The organism is Thalassotalea sp. HSM 43 (assembly GCF_004752005.1).
GTDB lineage: Bacteria > Pseudomonadota > Gammaproteobacteria > Enterobacterales > Alteromonadaceae > Thalassotalea_A.
In genome coordinates this window covers 2,395,814-2,414,324 of record NZ_CP038493.1, presented here as the reverse complement: position 1 = coordinate 2,414,324, position 18,511 = coordinate 2,395,814, and the positions used below count along the sequence as shown (strand labels likewise).

Here is an 18,511-nt window from a genome sequence, read left to right as displayed (position 1 = left end):
TATCGCAAAGGCAGCTTAAGCTGCCTGTGTATTACAATTTAATCCGGTACGGTTTACTCGTAAGCAAACAGATCACCACCGTGCATATCAATCATTTCCAGTGCCTTACCGCCACCTCGTGCAACACACGTTAGTGGATCGTCAGCAACAATAACCGGAATGCCCGTTTCTTCGGCAAGTAATCGATCTAAGTCTTTCAACAAAGCACCACCGGTCAACACCATACCGCGTTCAGAAATATCTGACGCTAGTTCTGGTGGACATTGTTCAAGTGCCACCATAACCGCACTGACAATACCGGTAAGAGGTTCTTGCAAGGCTTCAAGAATTTCATTGCTGTTCAGCGTGAAACTTCTTGGCACACCTTCAGCAAGGTTACGACCACGAACTTCGATTTCCATCATCTCTTCGCCTGGGTAGGCACTGCCGATTTCTTGTTTGATGCGCTCTGCGGTTGCTTCACCAATCAAACTACCAAAGTTACGACGTACGTAGTTAATAATGGCGTCATCAAATTTGTCGCCACCAATTCGCACTGAAGATGAGTAAACTAGGCCATTAAGTGAGATGATACCAACTTCAGTCGTACCACCACCAATATCAACAACCATAGAACCTTCTGCTGCAGATACAGGTAAGTCAGCACCGATTGCCGCCGCCATAGGCTCATCAATTAGGTAAACATCACGTGCACCAGCACCAAGTGCTGATTCTTTAATCGCACGTCGTTCAACCTGTGTAGAACCACAAGGAACACAAACCAAAACTCTCGGGCTTGGACGCAAGAAGTTATTTGAATGAACTTGTTTGATGAAGTGCTGCAACATCTTTTCAGTAACAAAAAAGTTGGCGATAACACCATCTTTCATTGGACGAATAGCCTCAATATTACCCGGCGTACGACCCAACATTTGTTTTGCTGCAGTACCAACAGCGGCAACACTTTTATTGCCACCAGCTTTGTCTTGACGAATCGCAACTACTGACGGCTCGTCAAGAACAATCCCCTGATCTTTAACATAAATTAAAGTATTGGCTGTCCCCAAATCAATAGACAGGTCATTTGAGAACATTCCACGTAAAACTTTCAACATGTGGAGGTAATTCCTTTAGCTTGTTTGCTGGGTATAATGATGGTTTCGAAAACCAACATCGTAGCCAAGCTTTATTATCATTAGAGCGTGTTGTTTTTTGCGATGTTTAAACCAACCAAAGTTTAAGCATTACAAGGCAACACATCCTAGGTAAATTTTTCTTAAATAATACGCTTATCATAACCGACTCAGCCCTAAAAGACAGGGGTAAACATGAAAAAACAGCAAAAAAATTCACCTATGCAAAACTAAGCGTTAATTTTCAATATTTAGCCATTCGTCAATTATTAACAATCGTAGGAAAAATACGGCGAATATCGCATAATGATGACTTCAATCAGTGGTGCCAATATACAACTTCAAGCTTTACAATGATTCATTTTTGCCAAGCTGATATGATAAAATTCGGTAACTCAAAACAGTACAATGCAAGTAACCATTATTTCATTGTAAATAAGGAAGATAAAAGCGTTACAGATGAGTCCGTTACAGCCAATTTTAATTGATGAATTTAAACGCGCAGGCATCGACGTAATGATCAAGCGTGACGACTTATTGCACCCGATTATCTCCGGCAATAAATGGCGTAAACTAAAGTACAACCTGCATGAGGCGAAAAACCAAGGTATCAAAAAGGTTATTAGTTTCGGTGGTGCCTATTCAAATCACATTCACGCCCTAGCGTATGCCTGCAAATTACAGCAGTTAGATTGCCTCGGCATTATTCGTGGTGAGCCGGAATACCAAAATAACTTTACCTTAAGCTGGGCTAGGCACTGGGGAATGAATTTACAATTTGTCGATAGGCAGACCTATCGATTACGCCATCAACAAGCATTTTTGCAGCAACTAGCCAGTCAACATGAGCGCAGTATGATCATCCCGGAAGGCGGTTCAAACCATTTAGCCTTAGCCGGTGTTGCCGAGATCATTGATGAGCTTGAGCTGCAAACAAAGTATGACTACCTCGTTACCCCCGTCGGCAGTGGCGGCACCTTAGCGGGCTTGATACAGGCTGATAAAAGTCGCCATCAATTACTGGGCATATCGGTTTTAAAACAAGACGGCTATCTCGAGCAAGAAGTCGCTAATTTACTGCCACAATCGGCTCAAGCTTATCCTAACTGGCGTATTATTAATGACCATCATTGCGGCGGCTATGGGAAGTTCAAAGCAGAGCATGTCGCACAAATAGCCGATCTTATACAGCGCACTAATATTCCATTTGAACCGGTCTATTCGGGTAAGATGATGCTGGCTTTAATGGCTATGGCCAAGTCAGGTTATTTCGCACCAGGCAGTCGCGTTGTGTTGTTACATACCGGAGGATTGCAGGGCTTAGGTGGGTTGGCGCAGCGCCAGCGTATAAATCCTAGCGACTTTATTATGCCAATTTCGGCGCCTGATTCGGCGCCTGATTCTGCACAGTCAACTAAATAATATATCAGGCCAGTAAATACCGGCCCAATATAAACGGCTTAACTGGTTTTTTTAAAGCATACCAGATAGCGACGTAATCAAACCTTGGCGCAATGCCGGCTCTGCCTCTTCAAATTTAAGGTTGGCTTTATTGGCCAGTGAGACAATGCGAGTTTGATACTTTTTACGATCGACAACTTCCGACGACGTTTGTGTTTTCGAACCCGATTCACCTTGTTTTAGTACGGCTTTCTCGGATTGATTTACGCGTACACCGTCTTTGGCTTTTTCAGAAATCTGAATATCGGTGATCATGGTAAATAAATTGTCATCGACCATGGCATCAAAAATAACCCCTAGGCCTGCACCGGCAACGCCTGCGGCTATTTGCCCTGTACCATCACCAAATTGTGCGCCGGCGGCGGCACCAGCGACAGCAGAACCGAATGTACCGAACGAATCACCTGAGCGTAAATCGGTACGACCCACTTGTAATACGTTAACTTGCAACCAATAGTGTGCGGCTTCTGGATCATCAATAACTTGGTATCCTTTGGCTGCAATGGCATTTCTCACTTCATTTTCATAGGTCAAGCCAGGCTTGTCGGATGTATTGCGCAGTTGCAAAAACACCGTGCGTTTATCCGCTGATACCGGGTCTAACCAGACGGTTGAAGACATTTTCGTTTGCACATCCAAATTGCGCTTTTTAACCGATGTGTGCAAGGCACCGCAACCGGCTAGCGACAGCGTGAAGATGGCAAGTAATAGTGTGGCAAAATACTGCTTGTACTGTTTCATTATCGTTCCTCGTTACAAAATGCCAGACATTGACTGTATCAATCCCTGTAATAATTGTTGTTCAGCTTCTTCAAAGGTCAAATTAACCTGATTAGCTGTTGATGTTATGCGTGTCTGATACTTTTTGCGGCCTACTATCTCAACACTGTCTTGTTGGACGTTGCCTGATTCACCTTGTTTTAAGGTCGCCTCATTGGTTTCGGTTACCCTGACACCATCTTTGGCTTTCTCTGAAATCTGTAAATCAGTGATCATGACATAGACGATATCGCTAACCAAAGCATCAGTAAGCACACCAATTAAACCGCCGACGACGGTCGCCGCAACCTGGCCATCACCATCGCCAAACATTGAGCCTATCTGTGCGCCTTGAATCGCAGCGCCATAACCTTTGTCGCGACCATTGACGCTACGTAAATCGGAGCGACCTACTTGCAAGACATTAGCTTGAATCCAATAATGTGCCTGATCAGGATCATCAACAATGGTGTAACCTTTGGCGGCAATCGCATTGGCTACCGGTGTAGCATAATCTATTTGTTGTTTATCAGAGGTATTTCTTAATTGCAGATAAACGGTGCGTTTTTCTGCTGGGACAGGTTCAAGCATTATCGTCGCAGACATTTGAGTCTCGACCTGTAAATCCTTTTTATCGACCGCAGTATGCAAAGCCCCGCAGCCAACCATACCCCAGGACAAAATAAAAAATATTATAAGTTTCATACCTTTAAAAGGCATACATCTACATCCTGTATAAGCTTATAGTTGATATCATCATACTCCATAAGACCTCAGAAAGTCGAAAATTGCTCAATTTTTTTGTAACTGAATTTGAAACTTAGCATGTTTCACTGAATGCAAAGACAAAAAAGCCCGACTAATTAATATTAGTCGGGCTTTTTTTAAATCGAAAAATTATTTCGATTAAGCTTCCGCGATAACAACAACTTTAACAGTTGTGTCTACGTCCGCGTGTAGGTGGATAGTGATTTCATATTCACCAGTTTCACGGATAGTACCTAGAGGAAGACGAACTTCAGCTTTAGCAACTTCAACACCAGCTTCAGTTAAAGCTTCAGCGATGTCGTTAGTGCCGATTGAACCGAATAGTTTACCTTCGTCACCTGCTTTAGAAGCAATAGTTACTTCAGCAAGTTCAGTAAGCTTAACAGCGCGAGCTTCAGCAGCTGCTAATTCGTCAGCTAGTTTAGCTTCAAGTTCAGCACGACGAGCTTCAAAGTGCTCAACGTTCGCTTTAGAAGCGATTACCGCTTTACCTTGTGGAAGTAGGAAGTTACGAGCGTAACCAGATTTCACTTCTACCTGATCACCCAGGCCGCCTAACTTGGCAATTTTATCAAGAAGAATTACTTGCATGTTAATAGCCCCTTTAGGTTACTTGTGTAGATCTGTATATGGTAGCAAAGATAAGTAACGAGCACGCTTGATCGCACGACCAAGTTGACGTTGATACTTAGCTGACGTACCAGTGATACGGCTAGGAACGATTTTACCACTTTCAGTGATGTAGTTTTTTAATGTAGCGATATCTTTGTAATCGATTTCTGCTACACCGTCTGCGCTAAAGCGACAGAACTTGCGACGTCTAAATAAACGAGACATGGATTTCTCCTAATTAATCATTTCTACGTTTTGGGCATGCAGTACCAAAATCGGATTTCCGTTTCTGGATTCATGACGGTTAATAAAACCTGTCACTTTTACTTGTGTACCCAATACTAATTCACGAGATAAATTTTGTGACCAACTACCTGTTGCCACCACCTGCATTCTGACGAATGACTGGCGATTCAAGCCTGCTTCGGTTTGCATTGACTTATGGTCAATTGAAAACTTGCAGTGGGCTATGCCAGCTGGTGTTATCGACAATTGCGGGGCTCTAATAACCTCGCCTGTCAAAACAAGACAATTTTCAGTCACTAATTACTATTCTTCGCTTGCAGCTTCTTCAGCTTTTGCTTCAGCAGCTGGCGCTTCTTTAGCAACTTCTTTTTTCTCGCGACGGTCTTGACGTTCTTCTTTGGCAGCAGCCATTGGAGACGCTTCAGTTACCGCACCTTTAGTACGCATGATCATGTTACGGATAACTACATCGTTGTAACGGAAAGAAGTTTCTAATTCATCAACTACTGACTGTGGCGCTTCAACGTTCATAAGAACGTAGTGTGCTTTGTGCAGCTTGTTGATTGGGTAAGCTAGTTGACGACGACCCCAGTCTTCTAGACGGGTGATCTTGCCTTCAGCAGCTTCGATCATATCGGTATAACGTTGGATCATACCGTTAACTTGTTCACTCTGATCAGGGTGAACCATAAATACGATTTCGTAATGACGCATTACGAGCTCCTTACGGTTGTAGCCTCTTTCTGGCTCAGCCACACCAGCATAAAGGCAAGGAACGAATAAAGTGGCTGAATTAAGCTGGCGTATTGTAGGGAAAATGAACAGTAAAGGCAAGTAATTGTTTGCAACCAAATTACCGGGCCGCTTAGATTTATAAGCAACTCAGCAAAATAGTTGTAATTATTTGAATATGAAAGGGTTATCTAAACGGGTTAGCTGTGAAGACGTTGTCGAACAATTTCAAATAAACAGATGCCTGAGGCAACCGATACATTCAAACTGGAGACTGAACCTGCCATTGGCAACTTTACCAACTCATCACAGGTTTCTCGCGTCAGACGACGCATGCCCTTGCCTTCTGCGCCCATAACCAATGCCATTGGCCCGAGCAACTTACACTCATATACGCTATGTTCAGCTTCTCCAGCGGTGCCGACCACCCAAACACCAAGCTGTTGCAATTGTTTTAATGCTCTGGATAAATTAGTCACTTGCACTAATGGTACGGTTTCAGTCGCACCTACCGCCACCTTACGCACAGTTGAGGTGATGCGTGCCGCGTTATCTTTTGGCACGATGATAGCTTGCACGCCAGCGGCGTCGGCGTTACGTAAACAGGCACCAAGATTGTGCGGATCAGTTACCCCATCCAACACCAAAAAGAAAGGTACCTGACCACGCGCTGTTGCATCATTCAATATCGTATCAAGGTCTTGTTCGCTATAAACCTTACCAGGCTTAACTCTGGCAATAACGCCTTGATGTTGCTCACCGCCGCTTTTGTCATCCATCGCCTTACGATGGGTAAATTGTACGGCAACACCGTATTTACGAGCCAAATTAATGATCGGCATCATGCGCTCATCTTCCCGGCCTTTGAGACACCAAATTTCAATAAAGCGCTCAGGGGCCCGTTTGATTAGGGAATTAACGGCGTGGATACCAAATACTAATTCATCTTGCTTAGCCATGTGTCGATTGTTCTCTTTTACTGTGTTACTTGGTGAATTCTAAGATTTTGTGCGTTTGCGCGCATTCTTTCCAGGCCTTGGTTTTGCCTTGTTGCGACGGCTCGCTTTAGACTTGCTTTTGCTCTTTTTCGCTGGTTTATCATCTTGGTTTGTTTTAGCCGAACCTCGCGACCATACATCAGGGCCTTGTTCAGCCTTTTTAGCGGCCTTCTTGTTGGCATTCTTTGTCTTCTTGCGAAGGTTTTTACCGGCACGCTCTAATACCGCATTATCGCCGGCCAAAATAAGATCAATTTTCTTCTCTTCAAGATTTACCGCTGCCACTTGCACACTGACGATATCGCCAACATGGTAGGTTTGTTTGGTTTTTTCACCAACCAAGCACATCCGTACTTCATCATGTGAATAAAAGTCTTTGCCCAAAGAGCTGATGTGTACCAAGCCTTCGATATGAAAGTCTTGCAAGCGGGTGAAGAAACCAAAGTTAGTGACCGTGGCAATAACCCCGGTGAAGGTATCACCGACATGGTCTCGCATAAACTCACACTTAAGCCAGTCAGCCACTTCACGTGTTGCTTCATCTGCACGACGTTCGGTCATTGAGCAGTGCTCGCCTAATTCGGTGACTTGTTGCTCATCATAGGTGTGATAGCCGGCGTTGACGCTGTCAGTTTGCTGCTGTTCAAGTACGGCTTTAATGACCCTGTGTACCACCAAGTCCGGATAACGACGAATTGGCGAGGTAAAGTGCGCGTATTGCGGCAGGGCCAATCCAAAGTGACCGATATTCTCAGCCTGATATACTGCTTGTTTCATCGAGCGCAGCATCATTGTTTGAATCAACTCTTTATCTGGTCGCTCGGCAATACGCCCAGCTATTTCACCAAAATCCTGTGGCTCAGGCTCTTCTTTCTTGGCTAATTCAATACCAAGTTCAGCTAAATAGCTGACAAGGTTGTTGTATTTTTCTGAATTTGGCTTGTCATGAACACGAAATAAGCCCGGCTTTTGATGCTTCTCGATAAATTTAGCGGTAGATACGTTTGCCAGAATCATACATTCTTCAATGATTTTGTGTGCATCGTTGCGCACCACAGGTTCCACTGAGTCAATTTTACGATTAGCATTATAAATAAAGCGTACTTCTTCGGTTTCAAATTCTATTGCACCGCGATTGCGACGTGCATGCACTAGGGCATGATACATAGCGTGCAATTGCTCAAGATCGCTAACTTGCTCGGCATATTGTTGGCGCAGTTCTTTATCACCGTCTAATATGGCAGCGACTTTGGTGTAGGTAAAACGTGCATGCGAGCGCATTAATGCCGGATAAAACTTAGAGCCGGTTAATTTACCATTGGCACTAACCGTCATCTCACACACCATACATAGGCGGTCAACGTCAGGGTTTAATGAACACAAACCATTAGAGAGTACTTCCGGTAGCATAGGGACAACTTGATTTGGGAAGTATACTGAATTACCGCGCTTAATCGCCTCTTCATCTAATGCGGTACCAGGTCGAACGTAATAACTGACATCGGCGATAGCGACCCACAAACGCCAACCACCGGAAGGCTTACTCTGACAATAAACGGCGTCATCGAAATCGCGCGCGTCTTCACCATCTATGGTTACTAAGGGTAAATCACGCAGATCGACGCGCCCCTGCTTAGCGGCTTCATCGACTTCACTATCAAGATTGTCGATTTCTTCAAGCAAAGCCTGCGGCCAGCTATGCGGAATGTCGTGACTGTGTATTGCCACCTGCACTTCCATGCCCGGTGCCATATGCTCACCGAGCACTTCCACCACTTTACCCAAGGCGGTACTGCGCTTTGACGGGCGCTGAACCAATTCAATGATAACCATGTTGCCATGACGGGCGCCAAGGCGTTTGTCGCTAGGGATGATGATCTCATGGCATATACGCGCGTCTTCAGGCACAACCGTGATCACCGAATTCTCGACAAATATGCGGCCAATGATTTTTTCTTTACGAGGCACCAGCACATCAAGCACTTTAATTTCTTGGCGACCTTTGGCATCGTCACTTGCCGTAACGCGCGCTTCAACTACATCACCATGGATCAAGTTACGCATTTCATAGAATGGGATAAACAAATCTTTATCGCCAGTATCTGGTTTTAAGAAACCAAAGCCGTCTCGATGACCGATAACTTGACCGGTAATAATTTGTTTTTCTGTGGCAATGGCGTATTGCTTAAATTTGGTAAAAACCAATTGACCAGAATTTTCCATCGCTCTTAAACGACGTTTAATGGCAATTTTTTGCTCTTCCTCGCGATACCCCAAGGCTTTGATGATTTGCGCCAGGCTCATTGGAAAACCCTTTTGTTCGAGAAGATTTAGAATATATTCTCGACTGGCAATTGGTTTGTCATATTTGGCAGCTTCGCGCTGAAAATTGGGATCTTTAGATTTCACGATTTGATCTGTCTGGTTTTTTAGTTAGTATACCACCTTAAATTTAAATGTGGCTTGAATTTAATTTGCTAGGTGTCGGCGGGTAACGCTGCCGATAAAAGTAAAATCGAATAAAGTTAACTAAAGGAAGTATAAAATGATTAAAAAAGTATTACTCGGCGCCCTGATCAGCCTTTCAACCATGTCGACTGCATTTGCAGCTCACCCTATGTGTGGCGAAACAGAGCTTGCACGCATCATGTCTGACATGAAGAACAACATGAAGGCGATTAAAAATTCATTTAAACGTGGTGAACAAGAATTACTAGACGACGCCGCAAAAGCGTTATTGTCGAACATTCGTGAAAGCGATACTTTAGTGCCATTGTCTATTTCAGATAAAAAAGAACTAAGCGAAGAGCAAAAGAAACAGTTCAACGATTACCAAAAAGGCATGGCTGCACTTGAAGAAGCGACCATGGAACTAATCGCTGCCAAAGATGATGCTGAACGCAAAGCGGCAATCGGTAAAATTGGTAAAACCGCAAAGAAAGGTCATAAAGCCTTTAAAATGGATTGCGACGAGTAAGTTCGCCCGCGGTAACCATTATGCAGTCAATACGTGTTTGGGATAACTTTACTCGCTTATATCATATCAGCCAGCTGATACTTCTCGGTTTGCTTTGGTATAGCGGTGATAATGCTGACTTTGAATTGCACTTTCAGTGCGGATTCGCCTTGGCCGGCCTATGGATTACTCGCATTATTTGGGGGTTTTGTGGCAGCGACACATCAAGATTTGGCCACTTTATCAAATCCCCTTGGCGAGTGTTAAAAGCTTGGCGGAGTAACCTGATAGTCCAGCCGCATCAAGGTCATAACCCGGTTGGCGGTTACATGGTGTTGGCATTGTTAGGCACCTTATTTCTGCAAATCATAACCGGCCTGTTTGCCACCGATGATGTGTTGGCAGAAGGCCCGCTTTACGCATTTGTCAGCGAAAGTACGGTTGAATTCATGGACAGTCTGCATGCTAGTAATTTCGATATTTTACTGATTTTGGTAGCCATTCATGCCCTAGCCGGTATTTTGCATTTAATACGTGGTGATAATGTCATCAAAGCAATTATTACCGGTAAAAAGAATGTGCCGGTTAAACATGCGGTCACTGAGCACAATTTTAAATCGGCGTTATTGCCGACCATTATATGGTTGTTCGTTGCCGCCATGCTCTATTATTTAGGTATGTCTTACGCCAGCTATTAATTGCGTCAGTAAAATATATTGAAAACAAAAGGCTCAACGTTATCGCTAACCGTTGAGCCTTTTTAATAATGACAAGCGATTAATTTATAATTGCTTTACGGTATAACCTTTATCTTTTAAGGTTTTTAATACACCGTCACTACCGACTAAATGCAGGGCACCGACTAGAACGAATTCCACTTCATCGGTTTTGAAATAGCTTTCGATATCATCAATCCAATTATTGTTGCGAGTCACAATCAATGAATTGTATGATTTTGGAAATTTGTCTTTCCAATCTTTCGCCGCTAAATCAAACAGAGCTTGGCTGTCACCGTCGCGCCATGCAGCTTTCATTTCTGCCATCATATCCGCTAGGCGACCCATATCATCTAAGGTGTAATTGATGTATTCATCTTCATAACCTTGACCCATATTGGCCAAAAACTCTATTTGCTCTTCTGGCAGCTCTAAAAACTTAAAGGATTTATCATCATTATTGCCGCGCATGGTGTAGAACATATCAACACCGGTACCGCCAATACCAAGACGTTGCAGTTCAATCATGGTCAAGGTAATCGACAACATCGATGGCTTTAACGGTTTTAACTGAGCAATGGGCAACTGACGCTCGGTCATATAGGTATTAAGGCGTTTCACGGTTTCAGGTTTTAAAACATCTTCATAGGTTCGACCATCCTGATAGGTCATCTTCTTCATCATTTGTTGCTGAAATGCCGGCGTTTGCGTGGCACTCATGTCCATTTCAAGAACCAGTATCTGTGATTTACTATACGCGTGCTCAAACGCTTCAGGTAATGGGTAATCACTTTGCGCCAGTACATGCACGGTACCACCAAGATAAACCGTCTGACCGTCTTTACTGACTTGCCAAACTGGTGATTTCGCACTGGCGATTGTGGTAAACAAACATAGTGTCGCCGCTGCGGTGAACTTCCATAGTCGATTCATATTTTTTCCTTTTTATTGGGTTTTCACAAACTCATTTTAGGCCAAATAACAAAAAGGCCAATATCTGATATTGGCCTTTTCTTTTTCATTTGTAAATTATTTGTTACTTGCTAGCAGACTCGCTTGAACGAAACTCGGTGTCTGCTTGAGCGGCAAAATAAGCGAAAATGGTATATACCGCAGTGTTTTGCTGCAAATCTTCTGGATTAACTTTATCCAAGGTATCGTTCTCGGTATGGTGAATATCGAAATAACGAGTGCCATCTGGGGTAAAGTTCATCGCAGGAACGCCTTTGTCGGTCACCAAGCCCATATCAGACTGGCCACGACCTTGGTTGGCAGTATTGTATGCCACACCCAATGGTTTTAGATACGACGCCAGCTCATCAATAGCTGGTACCGCTGCATCGGCAACATTAGACTGCATCGCGTAAATCTTACCAAGACCAAAGTCCCACTCTGCAGCGATAACATGGTTCGCTAAGGTGTCTTTTTGATTGATGACATACTGTTTAGCACCTAATAGGCCAACTTCTTCACCGGCAAATAAAATAACACGAATAGTACGCTTTGGACGCTCGGCTAATTTACCAATATGAGCCGTAGCCGCCATAACCATAGCAACACCTAAACCATCATCAATGGCACCAGTGCCTACGTCCCAACTATCAAGGTGAGCACCAAGGGCAACGATTTGCTCTGGCAATTCTGAACCGGTGATTTCACCAATAACGTTGGCGCCTTTTACCGTAACCACTTCGTTACGCATCGCCGTCACTTTTAAAGAAAATTGCACGGGCTTATTACGTTTAAATTGATTTACCAACAGGTCCGCATCAGGGTTTGATAACGCAACCGCTGGGATACGTTTTACGCCATTTTCATAACGGGTAATACCTGTGTGTGGGGTACGATTATCGTCGGTACCGACAGAACGCATAATAAAACCAACGGCACCTTTTTGTGCAGCAACGCTGGCACCACGTACTCGCGCACCTACCGCTTTGCCATAACCTTTACCGGTCTTAAAGCGTTCCATACGGTAAGATACAAAGGCAATCTTGCCTGTTAGGCTATCTGCTTCAGCAGCTTCTAGATCAGCCAATGTATTAAAATGAATAACCTCAGCTTCAATGGCTTTATCACCGGTACCAACGCTTTCACCTAAGGCAATGGCCTTTACAGGTTGTGGGAATGGCGCCAATACTTTTGCTTCAACGTCGCCACGAATCCACTGGAAATGAGCAACCTCTTCAGTCCAGACTTTATCAAAGCCAAGACTTTGCATCTTTTCTACAGCCCACTTTATGGCACGTTTGTCACCTTCGGTACCAATCATACGCGCACCAACTTCAGTGGTTAATGACTCTTCAATTTCATAGGCTAAATCTGAGCTCAAGGCGGTCTGGCCCAATTGTGTCAATTGCGCTCGTTGTTCTTCGCTAAGAACCGAGGCTTGTTTTGCTGATACCGAACCGGTAACCAAAAGTGCTAACGAAACCGTTAGCGACAAAACTTTATTCATCATAAATGTATCCCAACATGCATGCCTGACCATACGGATTGTCAGTCAGGCTTATTAAACTTCTTCAAAGGCTGGAGCCGGTTGCCATTGTACATGCTTTTTCGGCTGATGTTTATAGTCACGTATGGCTAATAAACAAGGGGTTAAGATCAACGTCAGCAAGGTAGCAAATGCTAAGCCGCCAGCCACGGCTGTGGCCAATTGTGCCCACCACTGAGTTGACGGTGCGCCAAAGCTGATATCACGGCCAACAAAATCGATATTCATTTGTAATACCATGGGCATTAGACCCAATATGGTGGTAATTGTGGTCAATAACACCGGTCGTAAACGTTGCGCGCCGGTGCGTAAAATGGCATCTTTTGCCGCCAAGCCTTGGGCCCGTAACACATTATAAGTATCGATCAGAACGATATTGTTATTAACCACAATACCGGCCAATGAAATCACCCCCAGCCCTGACATGACAATGCCAAATGGTTTACCGGCAATGAGCAGCGCTAAGAACACACCTACGGTTGAAAATAACACCGCCGATAGAATCAAAAACGATTGATAAAAGCTATTAAATTGGGTCACCAAGATAATCGCCATAACAAACAAGGCAACGCCAAAGGCATTAAGCAAAAAGTCTTGTGACTCCTGCTGATCTTCATTTTCGCCAGTGAACTTAACGGCAACGCTATACCAATCAACATCCAGTTGCTTTAAATCTTGTTGTAATTTTGGCAATTCTTGAGATAACAAAACCCCTGGTGCCATATCCGCTTGAATGGTAATCACTCGACGTGAATCAATTCGACGAATCACATCAACTTTTTGTGCCGCCTTTTTCTCGACAAAATTAGTCACCGGCACTAAACCATCATTGGTTTTTAAACGCAGTTCATCCAAACGAGTAATGCTGCGTTTCTCAGGTGGAAAACGCACACGAATATCTAATTCATCGTCCACATCATCTGGGCGGTATTCACCGAGCTTCAAACCATTGGTAACCATTTGTACTGAGGTACCGACCAAGGTCGCATCAGCACTGAAGGTGGCCGCTAACGCACGATCGACTTTTAATTGCCACTCGATGCCAGGCTTTGAACCGCCATCTTCGACATTAATAAATTTGTCGCTGGCCATCATCGCTTGAGAAATCTTGCGCACCGCATCTTGTAACTTATCTGGATAACGAGATGATAATTCTAATGCGATATCCTTGCCCTGCTGCGGCCCCATTTTATCTTTGCGCACTTCCACTTGCACACCGGCGTAGTTGTCGACTCGACGATGAATATCCTGCACCACATCCTCGGCCGACTCACGGAACTGCCAATTCATTAAGTTAACCCGCAAACGACCGACGATATCTTCGCCGCCGACGCGCGTATAAAGCGATTTGATCGCCTCAATATCAAGTACGCGACGTTCAATTTCGCGCATGATTTCATCTTTTTCATCAATTGACAGATCGCCAAACGAACGCACAATAACGTTAATGCCGTCAGGTTCAACATCCGGGAAAAATTCACTACCTAGACCTGAGCTCCAATAATTGGTGAACACCGTCACGGCTAGCAATAAGGTAAAAGCGAGTACTTTTGCTGGATGGCGTATCGCCAGCGTTAACAGGCGCAGATACTTGCCCATAAAACCGCTTATTTTGCTTAAATCACCGCTTTCTGCCAACAGTAATTGTTGTTTTTGCTTGGCGCTTATTGGCCGTGGTTTACCCCATAGGGCGCCCATGGTTGGCACGAAAATTAACGCCATAAGCAGTGATGCCGTTAATACCGCAATGAGGGTTATTGGCATGAACTTCATGAATTCACCCATCATCCCTGGCCAGAACAATAACGGAGCAAAGGCTGCTAATGTGGTCGCGGTTGAGGCAATGATTGGCCATGCCATTCGTTTTGCTGCCAAGGCATAAGCTTGCTCTTTATTCATGCCTTCACCCATTTGCCGGTCGGCAAACTCGGTGACTACAATAGCGCCGTCAACAAGCATGCCGACCGCCATGATTAAGGCAAATAGAACCACAATATTAACGGTCAAGCCAAATACCGCCAGCACCAAAATACCGGTTAAAAATGATCCCGGTATAGACAAACCGACCAGACTGGCGGTTCGTGCGCCAAGCGCTGCGACAATGACAATAACCACCAATACGACGGCTGAGATCACGTTATTTTGCAAATCACTCAACATGCTTTTCACAAAGCGAGATTGGTCACCGGTATAGTTGACTTGAATGTGTTGCGGCCAAGCTTGGCGCTCCGTTTCAATTAACGCTTTGACATTATCGACGGTTTCAATAATGTTTTGCCCAGGGCGTTTTTTCACTTCAATAGACACCGCACGCTCGCCATTGATACGGGCGTATTCAGTAGGATCTTTATAGGAGCGGCGGACAATAGCCAAATCAGCAAAGGTGATGACTCTATCACCGTCGACTTTAATCGGCAGTTCCATTAAATCTTTTACTGTTTCAAACACCGACGGCACTTTAATGGCAAAACGGCCACGTCCGGTGTCCATGGTACCAGCAGGCACCAAACGGTTGTTGCGGGTAACCAAGTTAAAAATATCGTTTTGATCAAGCCCATAACTTTCCATAAGCAATGGGTCGACGATGATCTCCAACATATCTTCGCGATCACCACCAATATCGACTTCTAATACCTGTGGCATGCTGGCAATTTTATCTTCTAAGCTCCTTGCTAAGGTAATCAAGCCTCGCTCGGTAACCGGACCGGATAAAAACACTGTTACCGCCGGTTGTTGGTTGGCCATGGTGACTTCTCGAACCACTGGTTCTTCAGTTTCATCAGGCAATTTGGCTTTCGCTAAGGTGACTTTGTCTCGCACATCAGCAAGCGCCTCTTTGGCATCGAAACCGGGCACAAACTCAAGGGTAATACTGGCATAGCTTTCGCTGGCAACCGCGCGCATTTCTTTAATGCCTTCAATGGATTTAAGCTCATTTTCCATCGGCCTAACCAGCATGCGCTCAGCGTCTTCAGGAGAAATGCCATCATGGACCATCGACACATAGATTTGCGGTATGGTGATATCTGGGTTTGATTCCTTGGGAATGTCGATATAGGTAAGTGCGCCGCTGATCAACAGCAACGCAAATATCAATAAGATGGATCGGGTGCGGACAATCGCCGCATCTATCATCGCCAACATCTAGTCGTTTGCCTCGACCGCCTCAACTTTATCGCCTGGGCGCACAAATCCTTGTCCCAGAGTAATAATACGTTGCTGCTCTCCTAAGCCCGTTAACCAGATACCGTCTTCTTCGCTTTTAACAATTTGGATTTGGGTAAATACAACATGATCATCGACCACCGATTTAACCCCAATATTGCCGACTTCATCAAGCGCTAATAACGCTGGTGTCAGTTTGATTGCTGGCACCATAGCCATTGGCATGTCGACTTCAGAACTGATGCCTGCAAGGTATTTCAAATCAGGGTTGTCGATGGCTATTTCTGCTTTAAAGGTATTGGTGCTTTCATTGGCGACACTGGCAATGTAACGCACCTTGCCTGTTAGACGCTGTTTATTGAGCAGAGTGATATCAGCGGTTTGCCCTTCGCGAATATGCGGTATTTGGTTTTCCGTGATATGAGCACGAATTACCAATGGGTCAAGATCCGCGACCATGGCAATGTCCTCACCAATGGCAACATAATCACCGACTTCGACATAACGTTCATTTAAGATGCCATCAAACGGGGCGACGATGGTGGTATTGGCCATATCCAGTTCGATACGGGCTAAATCGGCTTTGGCTTCAGTAACATCAGCTAAGCGTTGCGCCAGCGCGGATTCGTTTTGGTAACCACCTTTAAACAGCTCTTTGGCACCATAATAATCAACGCGTCGTTGCTTTAATAAAGTGCGGAAATGTTCTAATTGTGCCGGTAAATCATTGAGGGCTATTTTGGCAATGACGTCGCCTTTGTTCACAAAACTACCACGGCTCGCCAGCACCTCGGTGATTTCACCTTTTACTTGCGCTTGCAACGTCACATGACGATCGGGTTCGGTGCGACCATACAAGGTAACACTGTTCTCGACTTGTTCGGCGTAAAACGTTTCGACTTTAACTTTGGCTGGCGGTATGTTTTTACTGATGCTGGTATCGGGGTTTTGTTTAACATTAAAAATGCCACTGACTAACCAGACGATTAACAATAGACAAATAAGAATGGCAAGAAGATAGGGACGCTCCAGCAATGAAGAGGAAGAGTTAGAACGATTATTTTGGCCATGTGCCGCCATGAGAAATCCCAAAGTCTTTATTATTGTTAGCTGCCGTTAAATTTGGTTGTTCTAGAAGAGCAGCGTGTCATTATTATTGTCGCTAGTTCTAGTATAAAACGAAATTGCTCGATTAAGCAGCAATTAAATGCAAAAAAGCAGCAATTAATTGCTGCTTTTCAACGAGATAGACTTTAAATTTATTGGCTATTGCCATTCACGGTCTAAATAGAGAACGACGCACCACAACCACATGTGGTTTCAGCATTTGGATTATTCACCAAAAAGCGCGCGCCTTCTAAGCCTTCAACATAATCGACAATACCACCGACTAAGTATTGTAAGCTCATTGGATCAACGACCATGGTGACACCATTTTTCTCAATGGTCATATCGCCATCATTAACTTTCTCGTCGAAAGTAAAGCCGTACTGAAAACCAGAACAACCACCCCCGGTAACATACACGCGCAGTTTAAGTTCAGCGTTTTCTTCTTCACTGATCAAAAACTTAACTTTGTTGGCAGCGGCATCGCTGAACTGGATTGGAATCTGGTTATCTGACATAACGACTTCTTAACACTCAAAAATGAATTCAACACATTCAAACAAGGCCTTTGATGCAACTGTAGACAGCAAAATCCAGCCACCTTGTTTGTTTCTAAGGCGAATTATCTTAAACCTGAGCGTTTAGATCAAGTATTACTTGGCCAAGCGTAGCTTTCATCGAGTCGATGGTACTTTTGCCACTTGCCAGAAGGCAGTACCGCGGAGACATCAATTTTCTCCGGAATGAAGTTTTCTGGCAGAGTAAATTCGCCTTCAATCACCTGAAAGTATTGGAAGCTGAATGACAGCGCTTTTTTATCCAAAGCTGAGACATTACTTATGTTGATGCTTGCCGGTCGGCTTTGCAGACTGCCATCAAAGCTTACTTCAATATGTCCTTTGGCGTAGCGTTTGCTTTGTTGTTGTTGCACTAGAACGACGCGAAAACGGTAATGATTGGCACTTGCAGTTGGTATTACCTCAACTTCATCTATGATTACACCATTAGCGGTTTTTTCTGGCGCCATGATTTTTTCATAGAAAGCCAACTCTTTCTTTAACGAGAAATGGTCATCTTCAACACTGCGTAAGGTTTGTTGAGCTTTGTGATTGGCAAGGCGCTCAATTTCCAACTCAACTTGCAGAGTATTAATTTGCGTACGAGCCAACTCATTCATCTCGTAGAGTTTATCAAGACGTTGTTTTTGCTCTGTGATGATGCGGTCCTGATGGTTTTTATAAGCGTGCCCAACTTTATAAGAGAGTACGGCAACCAGCAAAATGCTCGCGGCAATTATGATAAGTAGACGAAATGCACCAAACTTTTGATGAAGGTCGGAAAATGTTATTGATTTTAACCAGTTCATTTTTAACGTATTATAT

The 18,511-nt window shown here is 44.3% G+C and carries 18 protein-coding genes; 3 read left to right on the top strand and 15 right to left on the bottom strand.

Annotation, left to right across the window (positions count from 1 at the left end; all coding sequences use genetic code 11):
- Positions 1 to 53: 53 nt before the first annotated feature.
- A complete protein-coding gene (locus E2K93_RS10365) occupies positions 54 to 1,094 on the bottom strand; it encodes a rod shape-determining protein (RefSeq protein WP_135439025.1) in 1,041 nt (346 codons plus the stop codon).
- Between the two features lie 477 nt (positions 1,095 to 1,571).
- On the opposite strand from E2K93_RS10365, the gene E2K93_RS10360 reads away from it, so the two are divergent.
- Positions 1,572 to 2,534, top strand: a complete 963-nt coding sequence (locus E2K93_RS10360; protein ID WP_135439024.1) for a 1-aminocyclopropane-1-carboxylate deaminase/D-cysteine desulfhydrase — start codon at positions 1,572 to 1,574, stop codon at positions 2,532 to 2,534.
- Between the two features lie 51 nt (positions 2,535 to 2,585).
- On the opposite strand, the gene E2K93_RS10355 is transcribed toward E2K93_RS10360, so the two are convergent.
- From E2K93_RS10355 to rnr, 8 genes are all read right to left on the bottom strand, one after another.
- Complete coding sequence (locus E2K93_RS10355; RefSeq protein WP_135439023.1) at positions 2,586 to 3,314, bottom strand: complement resistance protein TraT; 729 nt, start codon at positions 3,312 to 3,314, stop codon at positions 2,586 to 2,588.
- Between the two features lie 12 nt (positions 3,315 to 3,326).
- Complete coding sequence (locus E2K93_RS10350) at positions 3,327 to 4,037, bottom strand: complement resistance protein TraT (RefSeq protein ID WP_135439022.1); 711 nt, start codon at positions 4,035 to 4,037, stop codon at positions 3,327 to 3,329.
- 201 nt (positions 4,038 to 4,238) lie between these two features.
- A complete protein-coding gene (rplI, locus tag E2K93_RS10345; protein WP_135439021.1) occupies positions 4,239 to 4,691 on the bottom strand; it encodes a 50S ribosomal protein L9 in 453 nt (150 codons plus the stop codon).
- Between the two features lie 18 nt (positions 4,692 to 4,709).
- Entirely contained in the window at positions 4,710 to 4,937 is a 228-nt protein-coding gene (gene rpsR, locus E2K93_RS10340) for a 30S ribosomal protein S18 (RefSeq protein ID WP_135439020.1), read from the bottom strand.
- 9 nt (positions 4,938 to 4,946) lie between these two features.
- Positions 4,947 to 5,255, bottom strand: coding sequence for a primosomal replication protein N (gene priB, locus E2K93_RS10335; RefSeq protein ID WP_135439019.1), 309 nt, complete (start codon positions 5,253 to 5,255; stop codon positions 4,947 to 4,949).
- A 6-nt stretch (positions 5,256 to 5,261) separates the two neighbouring features.
- The gene (gene rpsF / locus E2K93_RS10330; protein WP_135439018.1) at positions 5,262 to 5,672 is read right to left on the bottom strand and encodes a 30S ribosomal protein S6; all 411 of its coding nucleotides are present in this window, start codon (positions 5,670 to 5,672) and stop codon (positions 5,262 to 5,264) included.
- 218 nt (positions 5,673 to 5,890) lie between these two features.
- The gene (rlmB, locus tag E2K93_RS10325; RefSeq protein WP_135439017.1) at positions 5,891 to 6,649 is read right to left on the bottom strand and encodes a 23S rRNA (guanosine(2251)-2'-O)-methyltransferase RlmB; all 759 of its coding nucleotides are present in this window, start codon (positions 6,647 to 6,649) and stop codon (positions 5,891 to 5,893) included.
- Between the two features lie 39 nt (positions 6,650 to 6,688).
- Positions 6,689 to 9,097, bottom strand: a complete 2,409-nt coding sequence (gene rnr / locus E2K93_RS10320) for a ribonuclease R (RefSeq protein WP_135439016.1) — start codon at positions 9,095 to 9,097, stop codon at positions 6,689 to 6,691.
- 136 nt (positions 9,098 to 9,233) lie between these two features.
- Between rnr and E2K93_RS10315 the strand changes: the two genes are divergently transcribed.
- On the top strand, positions 9,234 to 9,665 hold the full coding sequence (locus tag E2K93_RS10315; protein WP_135439015.1) for a cytochrome c: 432 nt from the start codon (positions 9,234 to 9,236) through the stop codon (positions 9,663 to 9,665).
- Positions 9,666 to 9,685: 20 nt separating this feature from the next.
- Entirely contained in the window at positions 9,686 to 10,342 is a 657-nt protein-coding gene (locus tag E2K93_RS10310) for a cytochrome b/b6 domain-containing protein (protein ID WP_135439014.1), read from the top strand.
- Positions 10,343 to 10,426: 84 nt separating this feature from the next.
- On the opposite strand, the gene E2K93_RS10305 is transcribed toward E2K93_RS10310, so the two are convergent.
- The 6 genes from E2K93_RS10305 to E2K93_RS10280 form a co-directional block, all read right to left on the bottom strand.
- Positions 10,427 to 11,293 (bottom strand): TraB/GumN family protein, encoded by an 867-nt coding sequence (locus tag E2K93_RS10305; protein WP_135439013.1) that lies wholly within the window; start codon positions 11,291 to 11,293, stop codon positions 10,427 to 10,429.
- A gap of 103 nt (positions 11,294 to 11,396) precedes the next feature.
- The gene (locus E2K93_RS10300) at positions 11,397 to 12,821 is read right to left on the bottom strand and encodes a M20/M25/M40 family metallo-hydrolase (protein ID WP_189637746.1); all 1,425 of its coding nucleotides are present in this window, start codon (positions 12,819 to 12,821) and stop codon (positions 11,397 to 11,399) included.
- A gap of 51 nt (positions 12,822 to 12,872) precedes the next feature.
- Positions 12,873 to 16,001 carry an efflux RND transporter permease subunit gene (locus E2K93_RS10295; protein ID WP_135439011.1) on the bottom strand — a complete coding sequence of 1,043 codons (3,129 nt, stop codon included), beginning with the start codon at positions 15,999 to 16,001 and terminating at the stop codon, positions 12,873 to 12,875.
- Positions 16,002 to 17,102: an efflux RND transporter periplasmic adaptor subunit gene (locus E2K93_RS10290; RefSeq protein WP_135439010.1), complete on the bottom strand. Its 1,101-nt coding sequence runs from the start codon at positions 17,100 to 17,102 to the stop codon at positions 16,002 to 16,004.
- 203 nt (positions 17,103 to 17,305) lie between these two features.
- Positions 17,306 to 17,647 carry an iron-sulfur cluster insertion protein ErpA gene (gene erpA, locus E2K93_RS10285; protein WP_135439009.1) on the bottom strand — a complete coding sequence of 114 codons (342 nt, stop codon included), beginning with the start codon at positions 17,645 to 17,647 and terminating at the stop codon, positions 17,306 to 17,308.
- Positions 17,648 to 17,775: 128 nt separating this feature from the next.
- The gene (locus E2K93_RS10280; RefSeq protein ID WP_135439008.1) at positions 17,776 to 18,495 is read right to left on the bottom strand and encodes a DUF6776 family protein; all 720 of its coding nucleotides are present in this window, start codon (positions 18,493 to 18,495) and stop codon (positions 17,776 to 17,778) included.
- Between the last annotated feature and the right edge of the window lie 16 nt (positions 18,496 to 18,511).